The 16,401-nt window shown below is 34.7% G+C and carries 16 protein-coding genes; 6 read left to right on the top strand and 10 right to left on the bottom strand.

What is annotated here, in order from left to right:
* Positions 1-328 precede the first annotated feature (328 nt).
* On the top strand, positions 329-1,963 hold the full coding sequence (locus ACM55H_RS16220; protein WP_416837506.1) for an ABC-F family ATP-binding cassette domain-containing protein: 1,635 nt from the start codon (positions 329-331) through the stop codon (positions 1,961-1,963).
* Positions 1,964-2,191: 228 nt separating this feature from the next.
* Positions 2,192-3,520 (top strand): hypothetical protein, encoded by a 1,329-nt coding sequence (locus ACM55H_RS16215; protein ID WP_416837505.1) that lies wholly within the window; start codon positions 2,192-2,194, stop codon positions 3,518-3,520.
* Between the two features lie 71 nt (positions 3,521-3,591).
* Here ACM55H_RS16215 and ACM55H_RS16210 read toward each other — a convergent pair whose 3' ends face one another.
* A complete protein-coding gene (locus tag ACM55H_RS16210) occupies positions 3,592-3,876 on the bottom strand; it encodes a GNAT family N-acetyltransferase (protein ID WP_416837531.1) in 285 nt (94 codons plus the stop codon).
* A gap of 24 nt (positions 3,877-3,900) precedes the next feature.
* Positions 3,901-4,623: a pirin family protein gene (locus ACM55H_RS16205; protein ID WP_416837504.1), complete on the bottom strand. Its 723-nt coding sequence runs from the start codon at positions 4,621-4,623 to the stop codon at positions 3,901-3,903.
* Positions 4,624-4,735: 112 nt separating this feature from the next.
* Between ACM55H_RS16205 and ACM55H_RS16200 the strand changes: the two genes are divergently transcribed.
* Positions 4,736-5,419, top strand: coding sequence for an alpha/beta hydrolase (locus ACM55H_RS16200; protein WP_416837503.1), 684 nt, complete (start codon positions 4,736-4,738; stop codon positions 5,417-5,419).
* A gap of 28 nt (positions 5,420-5,447) precedes the next feature.
* Positions 5,448-6,341 (top strand): lytic transglycosylase domain-containing protein, encoded by an 894-nt coding sequence (locus ACM55H_RS16195; RefSeq protein ID WP_416837502.1) that lies wholly within the window; start codon positions 5,448-5,450, stop codon positions 6,339-6,341.
* Positions 6,342-6,403: 62 nt separating this feature from the next.
* On the opposite strand, the gene ACM55H_RS16190 is transcribed toward ACM55H_RS16195, so the two are convergent.
* Positions 6,404-6,919 carry a hypothetical protein gene (locus ACM55H_RS16190; protein ID WP_039109123.1) on the bottom strand — a complete coding sequence of 172 codons (516 nt, stop codon included), beginning with the start codon at positions 6,917-6,919 and terminating at the stop codon, positions 6,404-6,406.
* A gap of 164 nt (positions 6,920-7,083) precedes the next feature.
* On the opposite strand from ACM55H_RS16190, the gene rpmH reads away from it, so the two are divergent.
* A complete protein-coding gene (gene rpmH, locus ACM55H_RS16185) occupies positions 7,084-7,245 on the top strand; it encodes a 50S ribosomal protein L34 (RefSeq protein WP_007136275.1) in 162 nt (53 codons plus the stop codon).
* A gap of 154 nt (positions 7,246-7,399) precedes the next feature.
* A complete protein-coding gene (carB, locus tag ACM55H_RS16180; RefSeq protein WP_416837501.1) occupies positions 7,400-10,252 on the top strand; it encodes a carbamoyl-phosphate synthase large subunit in 2,853 nt (950 codons plus the stop codon).
* A 118-nt stretch (positions 10,253-10,370) separates the two neighbouring features.
* Here the strand turns inward: carB and ACM55H_RS16175 are convergent, their stop codons facing one another.
* The 7 genes from ACM55H_RS16175 to ACM55H_RS16145 form a co-directional block, all read right to left on the bottom strand.
* A complete protein-coding gene (locus ACM55H_RS16175; protein ID WP_416837500.1) occupies positions 10,371-11,015 on the bottom strand; it encodes a hypothetical protein in 645 nt (214 codons plus the stop codon).
* A gap of 407 nt (positions 11,016-11,422) precedes the next feature.
* Positions 11,423-12,178 carry a hypothetical protein gene (locus ACM55H_RS16170; protein WP_416837499.1) on the bottom strand — a complete coding sequence of 252 codons (756 nt, stop codon included), beginning with the start codon at positions 12,176-12,178 and terminating at the stop codon, positions 11,423-11,425.
* A gap of 371 nt (positions 12,179-12,549) precedes the next feature.
* On the bottom strand, positions 12,550-13,443 hold the full coding sequence (locus ACM55H_RS16165; protein WP_416837498.1) for a dienelactone hydrolase family protein: 894 nt from the start codon (positions 13,441-13,443) through the stop codon (positions 12,550-12,552).
* A gap of 77 nt (positions 13,444-13,520) precedes the next feature.
* Entirely contained in the window at positions 13,521-14,129 is a 609-nt protein-coding gene (locus ACM55H_RS16160) for a YkgJ family cysteine cluster protein (protein WP_416837497.1), read from the bottom strand.
* Positions 14,130-14,255: 126 nt separating this feature from the next.
* Positions 14,256-15,212: a DUF6695 family protein gene (locus tag ACM55H_RS16155; RefSeq protein WP_416837496.1), complete on the bottom strand. Its 957-nt coding sequence runs from the start codon at positions 15,210-15,212 to the stop codon at positions 14,256-14,258.
* A 17-nt stretch (positions 15,213-15,229) separates the two neighbouring features.
* Positions 15,230-15,838, bottom strand: coding sequence for a sterol desaturase family protein (locus tag ACM55H_RS16150; protein WP_416837495.1), 609 nt, complete (start codon positions 15,836-15,838; stop codon positions 15,230-15,232).
* A gap of 86 nt (positions 15,839-15,924) precedes the next feature.
* Positions 15,925-16,362, bottom strand: coding sequence for a VOC family protein (locus ACM55H_RS16145; RefSeq protein WP_416837494.1), 438 nt, complete (start codon positions 16,360-16,362; stop codon positions 15,925-15,927).
* Between the last annotated feature and the right edge of the window lie 39 nt (positions 16,363-16,401).

The raw sequence follows: 16,401 nt of genomic DNA, 5'->3' as shown, positions 1-16,401 counted from the left end.
TTCTCTAAACTATTCTCGCTTTTTACACTATTTAAGCGATAATTAACATCTTCGGTATTATTTATCTTTTATTGTTGTTAAGATTTTATTCGGTTTAATTACAGTGTCTTTTGTGTATTTAAGCATCTGGATATCAAATACAAAACTATAAAAAAATACTATTATTGTTCTCTGTTTGAATTTTATATTTCATGGATTAAAAACTTAAATTGTTATAAATTATTTCAATTGTCCAATTCTTTAATTAACCTATATTTGCACTTTCAAAAAAATGTTCAATAGCGTATGAAACTTTAAATAGTTGAACATTAAACTTTAAACAAAAACAATGATTACAGTTAATGATATTTCTGTGCAATTTGGTGGTACTACACTTTTTAGTGATGTCTCTTTTGCTATAAATGAAAATGATAAAATAGCCCTTATGGGTAAAAATGGAGCTGGAAAATCGACGCTTCTTAAAATTATTGCGGGTCAAAGTAAGCCTTCAACCGGTAATATTTCGGCGCCAAAAGATGCTGTTGTGGCTTATCTGCCTCAGCATTTATTGACTACGGATGGCGCGACAGTGATGGAAGAAACTTCTAAAGCTTTTGGTGAAGTTTTTGGAATGAAAGCAGAAATAGATGAAATCAATGAGCAATTGACGATTCGTACGGATTATGAAAGCGATGCGTATATGAAATTGATTGAAAGGGTTTCGGACTTAAGCGAGAAATTTTATGCAATCGAAGAAATAAATTATGAAGCTGAAGTAGAGAAGATACTAATTGGTTTGGGTTTTGTTCGAGAAGATTTTAGCCGACAAACTTCTGAATTTTCAGGAGGATGGAGAATGAGAATAGAGTTAGCCAAAATCCTTTTGCAAAAACCAGACTTAATTTTACTGGATGAGCCTACCAATCACATGGATATTGAAAGTATTCAATGGCTGGAAGATTTCTTGATTAATTCAGCCAAAGCGGTTGTGGTAATTTCTCACGATAGAGCTTTTGTAGATAATATTACGAATCGTACTATCGAAGTTACCATGGGACGTATTTATGATTACAAAGCAAAATACTCCCATTATCTTGAATTAAGAAAGGACAGACGTATGCATCAACAAAAAGCATACGATGAGCAACAACGAATGATTGCTGATAATAGGACTTTTATTGACCGTTTTAAAGGGACATTTTCTAAAACTGATGCGGTTCAATCCCGCGTTAAGATGTTAGAGAAATTAGTTATTGTTCAGGTTGATGAGGTTGATACTTCGGCATTAAAATTAAAGTTTCCTCCCGCAGTACGCTCTGGACAATATCCTGTGATTGTGAAAGACTTGTCTAAATCGTATGGAGCTCATGTAGTTTTTAAAGATGCTAATGTTGTTATTGAAAGAGGAGAGAAAGTTGCTTTTGTAGGGAAAAATGGAGAAGGAAAATCGACGATGATTAAAGCAATCATGAAGCAAATTGAGATTGATGGCGGAAGTTTAGAGATCGGTCACAATGCGCAAATTGGTTATTTTGCGCAAAACCAAGCTTCTTTGTTAAATGAAAACGCAACTATTTTTGAAACTATTGATGATATTGCTGTGGGAGACGTCCGTACAAAAATCAAAGATATTTTAGGGGCTTTCATGTTTCATGGAGATGATGTAACCAAGAAAGTGAAAGTACTTTCCGGTGGTGAGAAAACCCGTTTGGCAATGATAAAACTATTATTGGAGCCAGTAAATTTATTGATTCTGGATGAGCCTTCGAATCACTTGGATATGAAAACCAAAGATATTATCAAAGAGGCGTTACGCGATTTTGACGGAACATTGATTTTAGTTTCTCACGATAGGGATTTCTTGGATGGATTAGTAACTAAGGTTTTCGAATTTGGAAACAAGAGAGTAGTGGAACATTTTGAAGATATTGCTGGTTTCTTAGCACATAAGAAAATGGATAGTATGCGAGAGATAGAGAAATAATGTTGAGATAACAAATTTCTATAGAATAAAAAGGTATGCAAATTATTGTATGCCTTTTTTTTTATTCAATTAATTTATAAAAATTATTATTTTTTTCGAAGTAAATAAGTGGTTTGTCTATTTTTTATATTTTTTAAAAAATAGTTAAAGTATTTATAATGAGGTTTTTAGTTTTATTTTTTTGTACCTTGTAGTATGTTTTAGTATCAATGTATAAAATTTAAAACCATGAAAAAATTAATTTTATCATTTGTGTTCTTAATGACATGTACATTAAGTTTGCCTGTGTTTTCTCAAATAGAAAATGAACCTATAGCTTTAGGTTTGCCGGGTGATAACCTAAATTTGTATGCTGTATTAGACATTTTTCAAAGATCAAAAACATTAGAGGAATTTGAAAGAGCGCTTAACAGCAAAGATACAAATATCAATAATCTGGATTTGAACAATGATAATTTTATAGATTATATTCGGGTAGTTAGTTACAGAGATGGTGACTCTTATTCTATTGTGCTTCGTGTGGCGATAAATAATTCTCAATATCAGGATGTTGCTGTTATAGAAGTTAATAAAGACAGATTTGGAAAGGTTCTTATTCAAATTATTGGTGATGAAGAGCTGTATGGCAAAAATTATATTGTAGAACCTGGTTCAGGAAATACTTCAACTCCAAATCCGGGTTATGCGGGTAATAGAAGAGTTATAGTTGATAATTATGGAAATGATATTTTTTATGTTAATGATTGGCCAATCATTATTCATTTATTTTCTCCATCATTTGTGATTTACATTTCTCCATGGCGTTGGGGATTTTATCCATCTTATTGGCGTCCTTGGACTCCAGTTTTTTATTATAATTATTGGGGGTATCACCGTCATTATTATGATGATTATTCTTATCGCAGAGTAACATCTGTAAGATATCCTGTTCCTTATTCTTATTATTATTCCAGAAGAAATAGCTCTCCAATAGTAAGAAGTAATAGGAATAATGATACGTATAGACGGACTTATGAAGGAAGAACTTTTAGAAGACCAGATGTACCTGTACTTCCAAGAACTCGTCAAGCAATGCCAAGAACTCGCCAAGAAAATCTTCCGGCAACGCACCCAGTTCAACCAAATCAACAACGGAATGAACGACCTACTGCACCAAGAACTCACCAAGAAAATCTTCCGGAAACGCGCCCTGTTCAGCCAAATCAACAACGGAATGAACGGTCCAATGCGCCAAGAACTCGACAAGAAAGTCTTCCGACAACACGTCCGGTTCAACCTAATCCACAACGGAATGAACAACCTAATGTGCCAAGAACTCGCCAAGAAAATCTTCCGGCAACGCGCCCAGTTCAGCCTAACCCGCAACGCAATGAACGGCCTAATGCGCCAAGAAACCACCAAGAAAGTCCTTCGGCTCGTCCAGCTCAGCCTGCAACGCCAACGAATCGTCAGCAAATGCCAGGAAACCGTCCCGTTCATCCTACGGTTCCTATGAATCGTCAACCTATACCAGGAAATAATAATCCAGGGCATGGTAGAGAAAGAGAGAGAAATTAATTTAAGAAATGCTTTATTTTGATTTTAAATATAAAAAAACGAGGCACTGTTTATTGACGATGCCTCGTTTTTTATAATCGTATTCCGGGAGGGAGTAATTCTTTATAAACAGGATTTTTTTTGAAAAACACCACTATTTTAGGAAGGATAGGAACAACTTTTAATTTTCGTTCAATGGCAATTTCCATGATGTTTTTTAGAAAATTAGAAATGAATTCTTCATCATCGAATGATTCGGGAGTATTGATTTTTGTCAAAAATATTTTTTTCTCCTGGAACGAATATTCAACAGAAACCAACCCTTCTTTCACTTCGGTTTCAAATTGTCTTGCAAAAGTATTGTCTTTGATTTCCATAGTGATTGCTGCCTTCATACTAATTTAACTGTGATTCATTGGTACTTCTACCAAAAGTATTTTTGATTGGGTTATAATCTTGATTTCAAATTGATCGAAATCAGTTATTCCCATGGCATCTCTTGCCTTCAAAATTTGGTTGTTGACTTCTATTTCGCCTTCAATTAAAAATAAATAAACTCCGTTTTGAGGAATTTTAACTTCGTATGTCGTAGTGGTGTTGTTAGCGAAAATACCTAAATAAAAGAAGGTTTTCTGGTAAACCCAAAGCGCATTTCCGTCATTACTGTCTTTTGGCGAAACAATATTTACAAAGGTATTGATTTGATTCTCAATATCAAATGATTTCTGGTCGTATCTTGGTGTAACTTCTTCTTTGTCAGGGAATACCCATAACTGTAATGTTTTGGCATTATCTTTTTGACTGGCATTCATTTCAGAATGTTCCACTCCGGTACCGGCACTCATTACTTGTACTTCTCCAAAACGAATTACGCCTTCATTTCCCATACTATCCTTATGCATCAGTCCGCCTTCAAGTGGGATGGTAATGATTTCCATATTGGCATGTCCGTGTGTACCAAAGCCTGTTCCTCCTGCAATGGTATCGTCATTTAAAACGCGTAACATTCCAAATTGCACCCGTTCCGGATTGTGATAATTTCCAAACGAAAAGGAGAAATTGGCTTTAAGCCAACCAAAATCTGCTTTGCCTCTTGTGTCCGATTTAAATAGTTGTGTAGTCATAAATTATTGATAATATAAAGTGGTAATTCGGGTAGTTTCCGATAAAAAAATTATTTTTATACAAAATTCGCCATAAAAAACGGAATGCTGTTATAAAATCGTTAAAACAATTATGAGTAAAATACCAGTTTATTTAATGCCGGGATTAGCGGCCAGTACTGCAATTTTTGAACGGATTGCACTTCCGTCAGATACCTTTGAGATACATTTATTAGAATGGGAAATCCCAATGGATAATGAATCTTTAACGGATTATGCAAAACGAATTGCCGAGAAAATCCAACATAAGAACCCTGTTTTGATTGGAGTTTCCTTTGGTGGTATTTTAGTTCAGGAAATGGCAAAATATATTGATGCTCGGAAAGTAATTATCATTTCGAGTGTGAGAAGTAATTTGGAATTTCCTCGCAGATTAAAAATTGCCAAAACCACTAAAGCCTATAAACTGATTCCGATGAATCTGATTTTAAATATGGAAAGTTTGGCTAAATTTTCCTTTGGAGAAAAAGTAAATCAAAGATTGAAATTGTATGAAAAATTTCTTTCCGTTCGTGATATTCGTTATTTGAATTGGGCAGTAGAACAAGTTATTCTTTGGGACAGAACAGCTGTTGATGAAAACGTGATTCATATTCATGGCGATATGGATGATGTTTTTCCAATAAAAAATATCAAGAATTGTGTTGTTGTTAAAGGAGGAACGCACATTATGATTTTGAATAAATACAAATGGTTGAATGAAAATTTGCCTTCCATTATATTGGAAACAAAAAAAGAAGCAAACGTACTTTTGTAATTACTCAAAAGACATAAAAAAAGAAAATATGAAATTGATAAATAAGTTTACGCTACTCTTTACCGTAATTTTTGCGAGTGGAATATTTATTTTTGCCACTGCAAATCCGGACGAAGTTAAAGATTTAAAAAGAGAATCAGTGTCAGTTTTTCCAGTAAAATTGGATTTTGCAGGAGAAGAAACACCATTGAAAATATCGGATGTTAAGGAACGTTTGGACAGAGAATTGTTGGTAAATGTAAATCTGCATGCGTCAACCATTTTGGCTATAAAAAGAGCCAATCGTGCTTTCTCTGTAATTGAACCTATTTTGAAAAAAAACGGAATTCCAGATGATTTTAAATATCTGGCGGTTATAGAAAGTGGTTTAGTAAATGTGGTTTCACCAGCAGGAGCTAGAGGCGTTTGGCAATTCATGCCGGACACTGCCAAAGAAAGAAAAATGGAAGTCAATGATAATGTTGATGAACGCTATGATTTAGAAAAATCTACAGAAGCGGCTTGTGGTTATTTTTTGAGTGCCAAAGGTAAATTTGGTAGTTGGACTTTGGCGGCAGCTTCCTATAATGGAGGAATGACAGGTGTAAATAAGCAAATAGACATTCAAAAAGTGTCTAATTATTATGATTTGTTGCTTACGGAAGAAACGTCTCGTTATGTTTTCAGGATTTTAGCGTTGAAAGAGATCATGAAGAATCCGGTAAAATATGGTTTTTCCATTGCTTCGGAAGATTTATATGCAACTTTACCAACTAAGAAAATTGAAATTGACAGTTCGATTACTGATTTGGCCAGTTTTGCAAAAAGTCAGGGGATTAACTACAAGATTTTGAAAATACACAATCCTTGGCTCAGGGAAACGAAATTAATAAATGATACTGGTAAAAAATACCAAATCGAAATTCCTTTAAAGGGATATTAATTTGAAGACAAAAAAAAGGGTCAAATGTGTATCATTTGACCCTTTTTCGATAATTGTAAAAATTATATTTTCTTCATTTGTTCTTTCATCATCGTAATCTGATCTTTCAACATATTCTGTTTGTCTAATTTTTTAGCTTCATTCAATAGGGAGGTAGCTTCTAATTTTCGGCGACGGGTCATGGCAACTCCGGCTAAATTCAATTTGGCTACCGCCAAATCCATATCCATTGATAATCCTAACTCGATTGCTTTCTTGAAATATTTCTCTGCTTGATTGATATTCGTTTGCGAAAGCATGATTCCGTGTAAGTAATTGAAATATCCTTGTTGTTTTTGTACTAAAGCAGTTTCTGGGTTTTTGATGTAAGCCAACCATTTTTTAGCCCCTTCAAAATCCTGTTTTCTTAGTTTTAAGAAGGCAAGTAAGATGAATTCGTTTTTGAAGTAAAGAAAAATAGGAATTGCACTCAATAAAATAAGGAATATTCCGTTGCCGATATTTCCTTCTGTAAATTGCCAAATGCCAGTAGCTATAATAAGTCCGGCGATAATAAGTTTAATATTTCTGTGAAACATAGTGTGTTTATTTTAAGATCACAAATATAGTAAAAGGAATTGAAAATATTTTTACAAAACTGCTTGTGAGAAAAAAAAGTCTTTGTATATTTGCACTCGGTTTTAGAATAACGGTTATTCGAAAATAGGAAGACATATAAATAAGATTTTAAAGATACAAAGCAATGAGCAAAAGAACGTTTCAACCATCGAAAAGAAAAAGAAGAAATAAGCACGGATTTATGGACAGAATGGCTTCTGCTAATGGAAGAAAAGTTCTTGCGCGTAGAAGAGCTAAAGGAAGACATAAATTGACTGTTTCTTGTGAACCAAGACACAAAAAATAATGTTTTTATAAACATACATAAGGCGTTACTTTTTTTAGTATCGCCTTTTTTTATACCTTATCGTTAAAAATGTTAAGTTTTAATGCTAAGGACTTAAAGTTGAGTAACTTTAATCTTTGAAAAAAATAACTACACAACACAATACTACCATACAATGCCAAAAGACACATCCATAAAATCAGTTTTAATAATAGGTTCAGGCCCAATTGTTATTGGTCAAGCATGCGAATTTGATTATGCAGGATCACAATCTGCACGTTCTATTCGTGAAGAAGGAATTGAAGTGATTCTAATCAACTCCAATCCGGCTACGATTATGACCGACCCAAGTATGGCCGATCACGTATATTTGAAACCATTAACGACCAAATCCATTATTGAAATCCTTAAAGCACATCCTCAAATCGATGCCGTTTTGCCTACTATGGGAGGACAAACCGCTTTGAACTTGTGTCTGGAAGCTGATGAAAAAGGAATTTGGGCTGATTTTGGAGTAAGATTAATCGGGGTTGATGTCAATGCCATTAATATTACCGAAGACAGAGAGCAGTTCAAACAATTGCTTGAAAGAATTGGAATTCCTGCCGCACCGGCAAAAACAGCGACTTCTTACCTTGAAGGAAAAGAAATTGCACAAGAATTTGGTTTTCCATTAGTAATCCGTCCTTCCTTTACTTTAGGTGGAACTGGAGCTGCTATTGTTTATAAAAAAGAAGATTTTGATGAGCTTTTAACCAGAGGTTTAGAAGCTTCACCAATTCACGAAGTTTTAATTGATAAAGCTTTAATGGGTTGGAAAGAATACGAATTGGAACTTTTGAGAGATAAAAACGATAATGTTGTGATTATCTGTTCTATCGAAAATATGGATCCAATGGGAATTCATACCGGAGATTCCATCACGGTTGCACCAGCAATGACATTATCTGACACGACTTTCCAAAAAATGCGTGATATGGCAATCTTGATGATGCGTAGCATCGGGAACTTTGCTGGAGGTTGTAACGTGCAGTTTGCCGTTTCACCTGACGATAAAGAAGACATCGTAGCGATTGAAATCAACCCTCGTGTGTCTCGTTCATCTGCTTTGGCATCAAAAGCAACAGGTTATCCTATTGCAAAGATTGCTTCCAAACTGGCTTTGGGCTACAACTTAGATGAATTGCAAAATCAAATTACCAAATCAACTTCGGCTTTGTTCGAACCCACTTTAGATTATGTGATTGTGAAAATTCCACGTTGGAACTTTGATAAATTTGAAGGAGCTGACAGAACTTTGGGGCTTCAAATGAAATCCGTTGGTGAAGTAATGGGAATTGGACGTTCGTTCCAAGAAGCATTGCACAAAGCGACTCAATCATTGGAAATCAAAAGAAATGGTCTAGGAGCTGACGGAAAAGGATATAAAAACTACGAACAAATTATCGAGAAACTGACTTTTGCGAGTTGGGATCGTGTTTTTGTGATTTATGATGCTATCGCGATGGGAATTCCATTGAGCCGCATTCATGAAATTACTAAAATCGATATGTGGTTCTTGAAACAATATGAAGAACTTTATACATTAGAAAAAGAAATTTCTAACTATAAAGTAGAATCTTTACCAAGAGAATTGTTGCTTGAAGCGAAACAAAAAGGTTTTGCCGACAGACAAATCGCACACATGGTAGGTTGCCTAGAAAGCCAAGTTCACAATTTACGTTCAGAAATGAACATCAACCGTGTATTCAAACTGGTTGATACTTGTGCTGCGGAATTCAAAGCAAAAACACCTTACTATTACTCGACTTTTGAAGCCGAAATAGAAAAAGCAAACGGAGAACGTTACGTTGACAACGAAAGTATTGTTACGGATAAAAAGAAAATAATTGTTCTTGGGTCAGGCCCAAATAGAATTGGACAAGGAATCGAATTTGATTATTCTTGCGTTCACGGGGTGCTTGCAGCCAAAGAATGTGGGTACGAAACGATCATGATCAACTGTAATCCAGAAACAGTTTCGACTGATTTTGATACAGCGGATAAATTGTATTTCGAACCAGTTTTCTGGGAACATATCTACGATATTATCCAACATGAAAAACCAGAAGGTGTAATCGTACAATTAGGTGGGCAAACTGCCTTGAAATTGGCCGAAAAACTGTCTAAATACGGAATAAAAATCTTGGGAACCAGTTTTGATGCTTTGGATTTAGCCGAAGACAGAGGACGTTTCTCAGAACTTTTAACCGATTTAAAAATTCCTTTCCCACAGTTTGGAATTGCAGAAACTGCAGATGAAGCTTCTGCTTTGGCTGATACTTTAGACTTTCCATTATTGATTCGTCCTTCTTATGTGTTGGGTGGTCAGGGAATGAAAATTGTAATCAACAAACAAGAATTAGAAGAACACGTAATCAATTTATTGAAAACGATTCCAGGAAATAAATTGCTTTTAGATCATTATTTAGCAGGTGCAATTGAAGCCGAAGCTGATGCGATTTGCGATGGTGAGAATGTGTACATCATAGGAATTATGGAGCACATTGAACCTTGCGGAGTACACTCAGGAGATAGTAACGCGACTTTGCCACCATTTAACTTAGGGGAGTTTGTGATGCAACAGATAAAAGACCATACGAAAAATATTGCGTTGGCTTTGAGAACCGTTGGTTTAATCAACATTCAGTTTGCGATAAAAGACGATCTTGTTTACATCATTGAAGCAAATCCTAGAGCATCTCGTACGGTTCCATTTATTGCGAAAGCTTACGGAGAACCTTATGTGAACTATGCTACCAAAGTAATGTTGGGTCATAATAAAGTAACCGACTTTAATTTCAACCCACAGTTGAAAGGATTTGCCATCAAGCAACCGGTTTTCTCTTTCAGCAAATTCCATAATGTGAACAAAGCATTAGGACCAGAAATGAAATCAACAGGGGAAAGCATCCTGTTTATTGATGACTTGAAAGACGATCAATTCTACGAATTGTACTCTAGAAGAAAAATGTATTTGAGTAAATAAAAACTTGAGTTTGTTATATTTAAAAAGCCCCGTTTGGGGCTTTTTTTGTTTTTAGGGTTTTCGAAGTTGGAAGGTTTTGAGAAATTAAAGTTCTCGAACAGAAGATATAAGTCTGCAATTAATAATTTATAGAAGAAGTAAGTGTTTCAAATTTTTGAGGATTTAAGGATAAACTTCCGGATGCGAGAATATCACAAGGATTGCAATATGGAGGATATCCCGTTTTATATACTACCCAATCAATTTTATTTGTTTCATTACCAAATAACCTGAAATCTATAATTGAATCTTTTGGCGCTTTAAAACTTTTGAAACTTTCAATATTTAATTCTCCCGTAGTTTTTAAGACAAAAAGACTTGTGCTAGGAAAAGTTGTATTTGTTTTGAGTGAAATTTTTGCCCAAGCTTCCGGTTCCATCGCTATTTCTTTTATCCTTATGTTCCTATCCCAGTATTGCGTTTTTTTTGAAATAAATCCTTTGTCAGCTTTTATATATACTTCTTTAGGAATTCTGGTTTCCCCTTTTTCATCAGTGGTAAAAACAGATAAAAATCGTGTTAAACATCCAAACTCAATATCATATTCGCAATAATACAAATTGATTTGTACTCCTTCTAAAGGCAGATTCGTTTTGTATTCTTTTACTTTTATGGTATAAATAGTGTTGTCTTCAGTGTTGTTTTCATGGGAATAGTCAGATGATGAACAAGAAGCAAGTAAAGTAAAAGTGCAAATTAATAGATATAAAGATTGTTTTTTCATAGCAAAATTTTTAAGATTGTGATAAAATGAGGCTATCAAACTACTATTAAAATTACGAAATTATATTGAATTATTAATTTAATTATCTTAAAATCAATGTTTTAGTATGGAGTAAATAAAATGGTTTTGTTTATTGATGACTTGAAAGACAATCAATTCTACGAATTGTACTCTAGAAGAAAAATGTATTTGAGTAAATAAAAACTTGAATTTGTTATATTTAAAAAGCCCCGTTTGGGGCTTTTTTTGTGGGATAGTTTTTTGTGTTAGTGGCTCATTGCTGTGGGTACAGTTTGCAAAACTGCGCTAACGATTGTGTTATATAAACGCTATCGGGCGATTGCCCAAATCCGTTGTAGTAGCTGTTACAAGCAGTAGGTTTTTTACCGCTTTGTGCCGTTTGAATGTCAACTTGGAATTTTAAATTCAATACCAATTTTTGCCCAAAAGTCAATTTTTGTTTTCAAAGGCAATGATTGGGCATCATAAATTTCTTCAAATTGTTTATATTTGTTTTTGAGATTTAAAATCAAAATTGCTTCATAAATTATTGTACAATTTAATGTATGATAAACGTTGTCGTTGATTTTTTGTGGACTTTGGAATAACTCTTTCAGTTGCATTGCTTCAATTTGTTCGCAATGGGCGTAGTTAGAATAAAACTCCCAATTAGAAAAATGAGAATTTTGTTCGAGTCCACTTTCTGAAACAATTTCTTTCCAACTAATTTCTTTAGCCCGACCACTATTGATTATGTTTTTTCTTTTATAATCTGGTAGCGATAGGAAGTATGTGTTTAGTTTTATTCCATTTTCAAGATCGTCAATAGTAGTTTTTTCAGATGCTTTTTTTGCAATGCTGTCAGGATGCGTTGCAATATAATTTTGTCTAGTTTTTAGTCCGCTCCATTCGTATAAAAAATATCGAAAAATTCCTTGTGATTCATCCTTGTAGTTAAAATACAAATAATTTAACAATAAAAATGTTTCAATGGTCGCTCTACTAAGTAAATAAAGAGCAGATACATTATATGTTTTATGTTCGCCATTGTTGTCAGGTCTATTAAAACTTATACCTTCAAATTCTTTTATTAAAGAAGAATTAAGTAATGAGAATTTAAAAAGATGGGTTGCCAAATAGGGTTGCCAAATGGGACATTCCATTTTCTCCGAATGCAATGTGTCAATAAATTTACAAATAAACCATTAAAAGATTTATAGTCTGAAATTGTCGCTTCAATATCTTTTTGATCAATTTGTCTAGCAACCTCTAAAATGATTTTGTTTCTGTCAGTCACTTTTTAACGGGGTGTTTTTGTGTTACGAAATTTCCTATTGCTTGTAACTTGTATATAGTACTGACAACTCAGACATATCATCCCAAAATTAGGTAGATAAGTCTGACAAATGTCAGATTTTATTTATTTTCAAATATAACCAAATTTCTACCGTCTTTATATTTATGCAGTATTTTCTTTAAAAAAATCACAAAAAAAGCCCCAATCACGGGACTTTCTAAATATCAGTATTTAAACTTATTTCTTCTTCAATTTCTCCTTAAAAAAATCAATGGTTCTTGTCCACGATAAAGTGGCGGCGGCTTCATCGTATCTGGGTGTGGTATTATTATGAAAACCATGATTCACTCCGGGATAGAAGTACGCGGTATGTTCTACTTTGTTTTTTTTAAGGATGGCTTCAAAAGTTGGCCAACCTTCATTTACTTTGGTGTCTAAACCTGCATACTGTGCCATGATAGGGGTTTTTATTTTTTCGGCTTCTTCAGCAGTGGGTTGTCCTCCGTAATAAGGAACTACCGCATCTAAAGTAGGAATCTTGACCGCCATCATATTGGCAATCCAACCACCAAAACAAAATCCTACCACGCCAATATGTCCATTACAATCTTTGTGGGATTTTAGGTATTCGTAGGCTGCAATGAAATCTTCGAGCATTTCTTCACGGGTACGTTTTTTTTGTAATTCCCTTCCGGCATCATCATTTCCGGGATATCCGCCCAGAGGCGATAACGCGTCTGGTGCCAAAGTGATAAATCCTTCAATTGCGGCTCTTCTGCCTACATCTTCAATATACGGATTCAGTCCGCGGTTTTCATGAACTACGATGATTCCCGGTAATTTCTTTTTGGTGTCGGTCGGTTGGGATAAAAGCCCTTTAATTTTTCCTCCGCCTTTAGGAGAATCGTAGGTGATAAATTCTGATTTCAACCGTGGATCTCCGGGTTTTATCAAAATAGAATCCACGTAATTCGGCGTCATAAAGCTCAGCAATGATGGAAGTGTAAGACTTCCTACAGCAAATAGCGATAACTTTTCAACAAATTGTCTTCTTTCTATTTTATTATGTGCATAGTCATCGTATAAGTCAAATACTTCCTGACTGATATCTTCTTTGGTTAGCTGTTTCATAAAATTTATTTTAATTCAACTAATTTAAGGAAAAAAGCGATTGTTTTAATCGGTGTATGTGTTACTTGACTTTTATTCTATGCAATATTCTCCAATCCACCTGGAAACGGTCTATAGGCGTAATAATGCAAGACTTCTTCAATGGCTATTTTTAAGGCTTCGTTTATGGGGAGCAAAGTAGTGGCTAGCCTATTGTCAATTTGAGAAAGTTGCATGTAATAATCCGAAAAAATGGGCACGTATAATCCTTTGCTAATGGCTTCTTCTGTATCCTTGTAGTTTTGTTGTTGTTCTTCTTTGATTATTTTGCAAGTTGCCAATCGCAGTTTGCCATATTTGTCCCTGCTCGCGGCATACCCAAAAAGCCTGCAAATCAATCCGCGATAGCGATAGTTGCTACAGCTTCCGTTACTACGGTCCAAGACAGCAAGCGGTCGGTATAAATGACAGTTGCTATTGGATTTATTGTTCAATTCCACTAACATTTCTTCGGCTTTACCGTTTAAAAACAGATACAATGCCCATGGTAAAAATTCTAAAGGAGATGCAACTATGTCTGGAGTAGAACAGCATTTGCCACAGCCAGTGCGACAATGTAAATTAGTTTCTGATTGGAAAGCACTAATTTCATTTTCAAGACGGTCGAATAATTCTTCAACCAGCCGAACCTTATGTTCTATAGACATTGATTTTTGTGTAAGGTAGTCTATTAAAAAGGGGTAACTGTATAATTAAGTTTTTCTTATCGTTTATAATTTATAAGGTTGATTTTCAATTGCAAAGCTATAAAACAGGAAGGAAGTATTAACGAATCATTCTTCTCTTAAAAATTCAAATACTTCATCATCTTGAATGATAGTCACTTTGCTGCAATGAGACAAGTGTGAAAAGGAATAAGGCTTTCTGATATTGAAGAATCCACTGCCGCCTAGCCTGAATTTTCCAGTACATTCTGGAACACCTATTGATGAATACCGATTTATTAAGTATCCTTCGTCAATTGGTTTCAACCAAAACCAACCTCCTGCGACTTCGCCACCCAACCATTGACTGTCTTTGGGAATGTTTTCAGGTCTCGTTGGTGCCGGTAGTGTGCCTTTTACGTTTTCTTTAGTATATACTGTATTGGAGTGATGGTGTTGTCTTTTTGGATTATCAGCAGCAATTTCCGGTATAATGACTTTATCCGAAAGGCAGTTGATATTGGTGATGGGCATGGGTTTGAGACGCCATAAATAGCGCAGTTTAAAACGGTATTTTAGCGCAGGGGCTCCAGCCAAAATTCCGTTTCTAACAAACCGACAACAATTGATTCCATTAATTACAAATGGACCAAAAGGAATCGCTTCTTTATTTTGCAGTTCTTTAATTTTGGATTTGGAAGATTCAATATTTACAGGACAATAGGATGCATATAACGGTCCCATACCAAAAGTCGTTTCGTTGTTTTGTATTTCATTCAAGAGTTCTTTAATATTTGCTATTTTATTATTGATAAAATGAGCTTTGGTATGAATTTCAAGATTTGCATCTGTAGTAATATCCCGAATCCGTCCATGCTGATACGGAGCATGGTATCTGCCACAATCAAAATAAGAACAATTTCCCGAGGCAACATCTACTAATATCAATGAGGCATGACCTACTTTATATTGAAAATTTTTGTTATGACCCAACCAGCGCATTGGGGTATCATACCAGGAACCGGGCTGTTTGCCAATAAATTCAGGCCAGGCAATTGCTATCGCCATTCCGTTATGTTTAGCCATTTTAAAACGTTTTGGGGTTATTCAAGTTTTTTATCTTCCGGCATTGTTCCAAAAATAATGTCCCAAAAGGGAAATGTAAGACCAAAAGCTACCGTTTCATTTTTGTAATGGTGTAGAAGATGGTGTTTCCATAGATAACGAAAAAAGTTTTTGGGAGGTTTGGTTGTATGTATGAAATAATGTAAAGACAGATAGTACGAATACCCCATTAAAAAACCTGGAAAAAATATAAACACATACTTGCCAATAATAAGCCAGAAAATAAATATAAATAAGCCAGCGAGTGGTATGGATAAAGGAAGAGGCAAAACCAATCGTTGTTTATCCCGAGGAGTAGTATGATGCATTCCATGAATTTTGAAGATCAATTTCTTAGGGTTTTTATATTCTGCCGAATGATAAATAAACCGGTGTATTAAATATTCGGCAAGTGTATAAACAAAGGTTCCCGAAAAAAATAAAGCTATATAGCTAAGTATAGATAGCTTTATTTTGATTATACCAAATAGGAGTATGCTCAGCGATATAAGTGCTAAAGTGGCGATTACAAACAAAGCATTGGTTTTTGTAAGACTTTCCAAAATTGGATTTTCAAAAAGTCGTATGGATTCCTTTGATTTTTTCATATTTGTTTGTTTTTAATGCTTCCAGCACTGTAAAATTGAAAATATTCAATGTTTTTATTTTGTCGAAAAGAGTTATGAAATCATTTTCATTCTCCTTGGTTTTTCTCAAAATCTACCATCCAATTCACGCCAAATTTATCAGTAAATGTCCCGAAATAGCCTCCCCAAAAAGCATCTTCCATTGGCATTCCTACTTTTCCACCCGCTGAAAGTGCATTAAACAGTTTGTCAGCTTCCTCTTTACTTTCTGCACCGATGGAAAGCGAAAAATTATTCCCGTAAACGGTTTTAGCTCCAAACGATTCGAAGCTGTCACTTCCCATTATGGCTGTTTCTTTACTAATGGGTAAGGAAATGTGCATTATTTTTTCGGCCTCTCCGGGAGGACAGGTTTTGCCCTCTTGCATGGGCATATCTTTAAATCTTCCAAAATAAGAGAATTCACCTCCAAACACTGATTTGTAAAAATTAAACGCTTCTTCGCAATTCCCATTATAGGTGATGTATGTGTTTACTGTTGCCATGATACTTGTATTTAAATGTTTGATTGTTTGTTTTTTAAT

Source organism: Flavobacterium cryoconiti, assembly GCF_048158645.1.
Taxonomy (GTDB): Bacteria; Bacteroidota; Bacteroidia; order Flavobacteriales; family Flavobacteriaceae; genus Flavobacterium; species Flavobacterium cryoconiti.
This window is presented reverse-complemented; position numbering and strand designations above follow the sequence as displayed.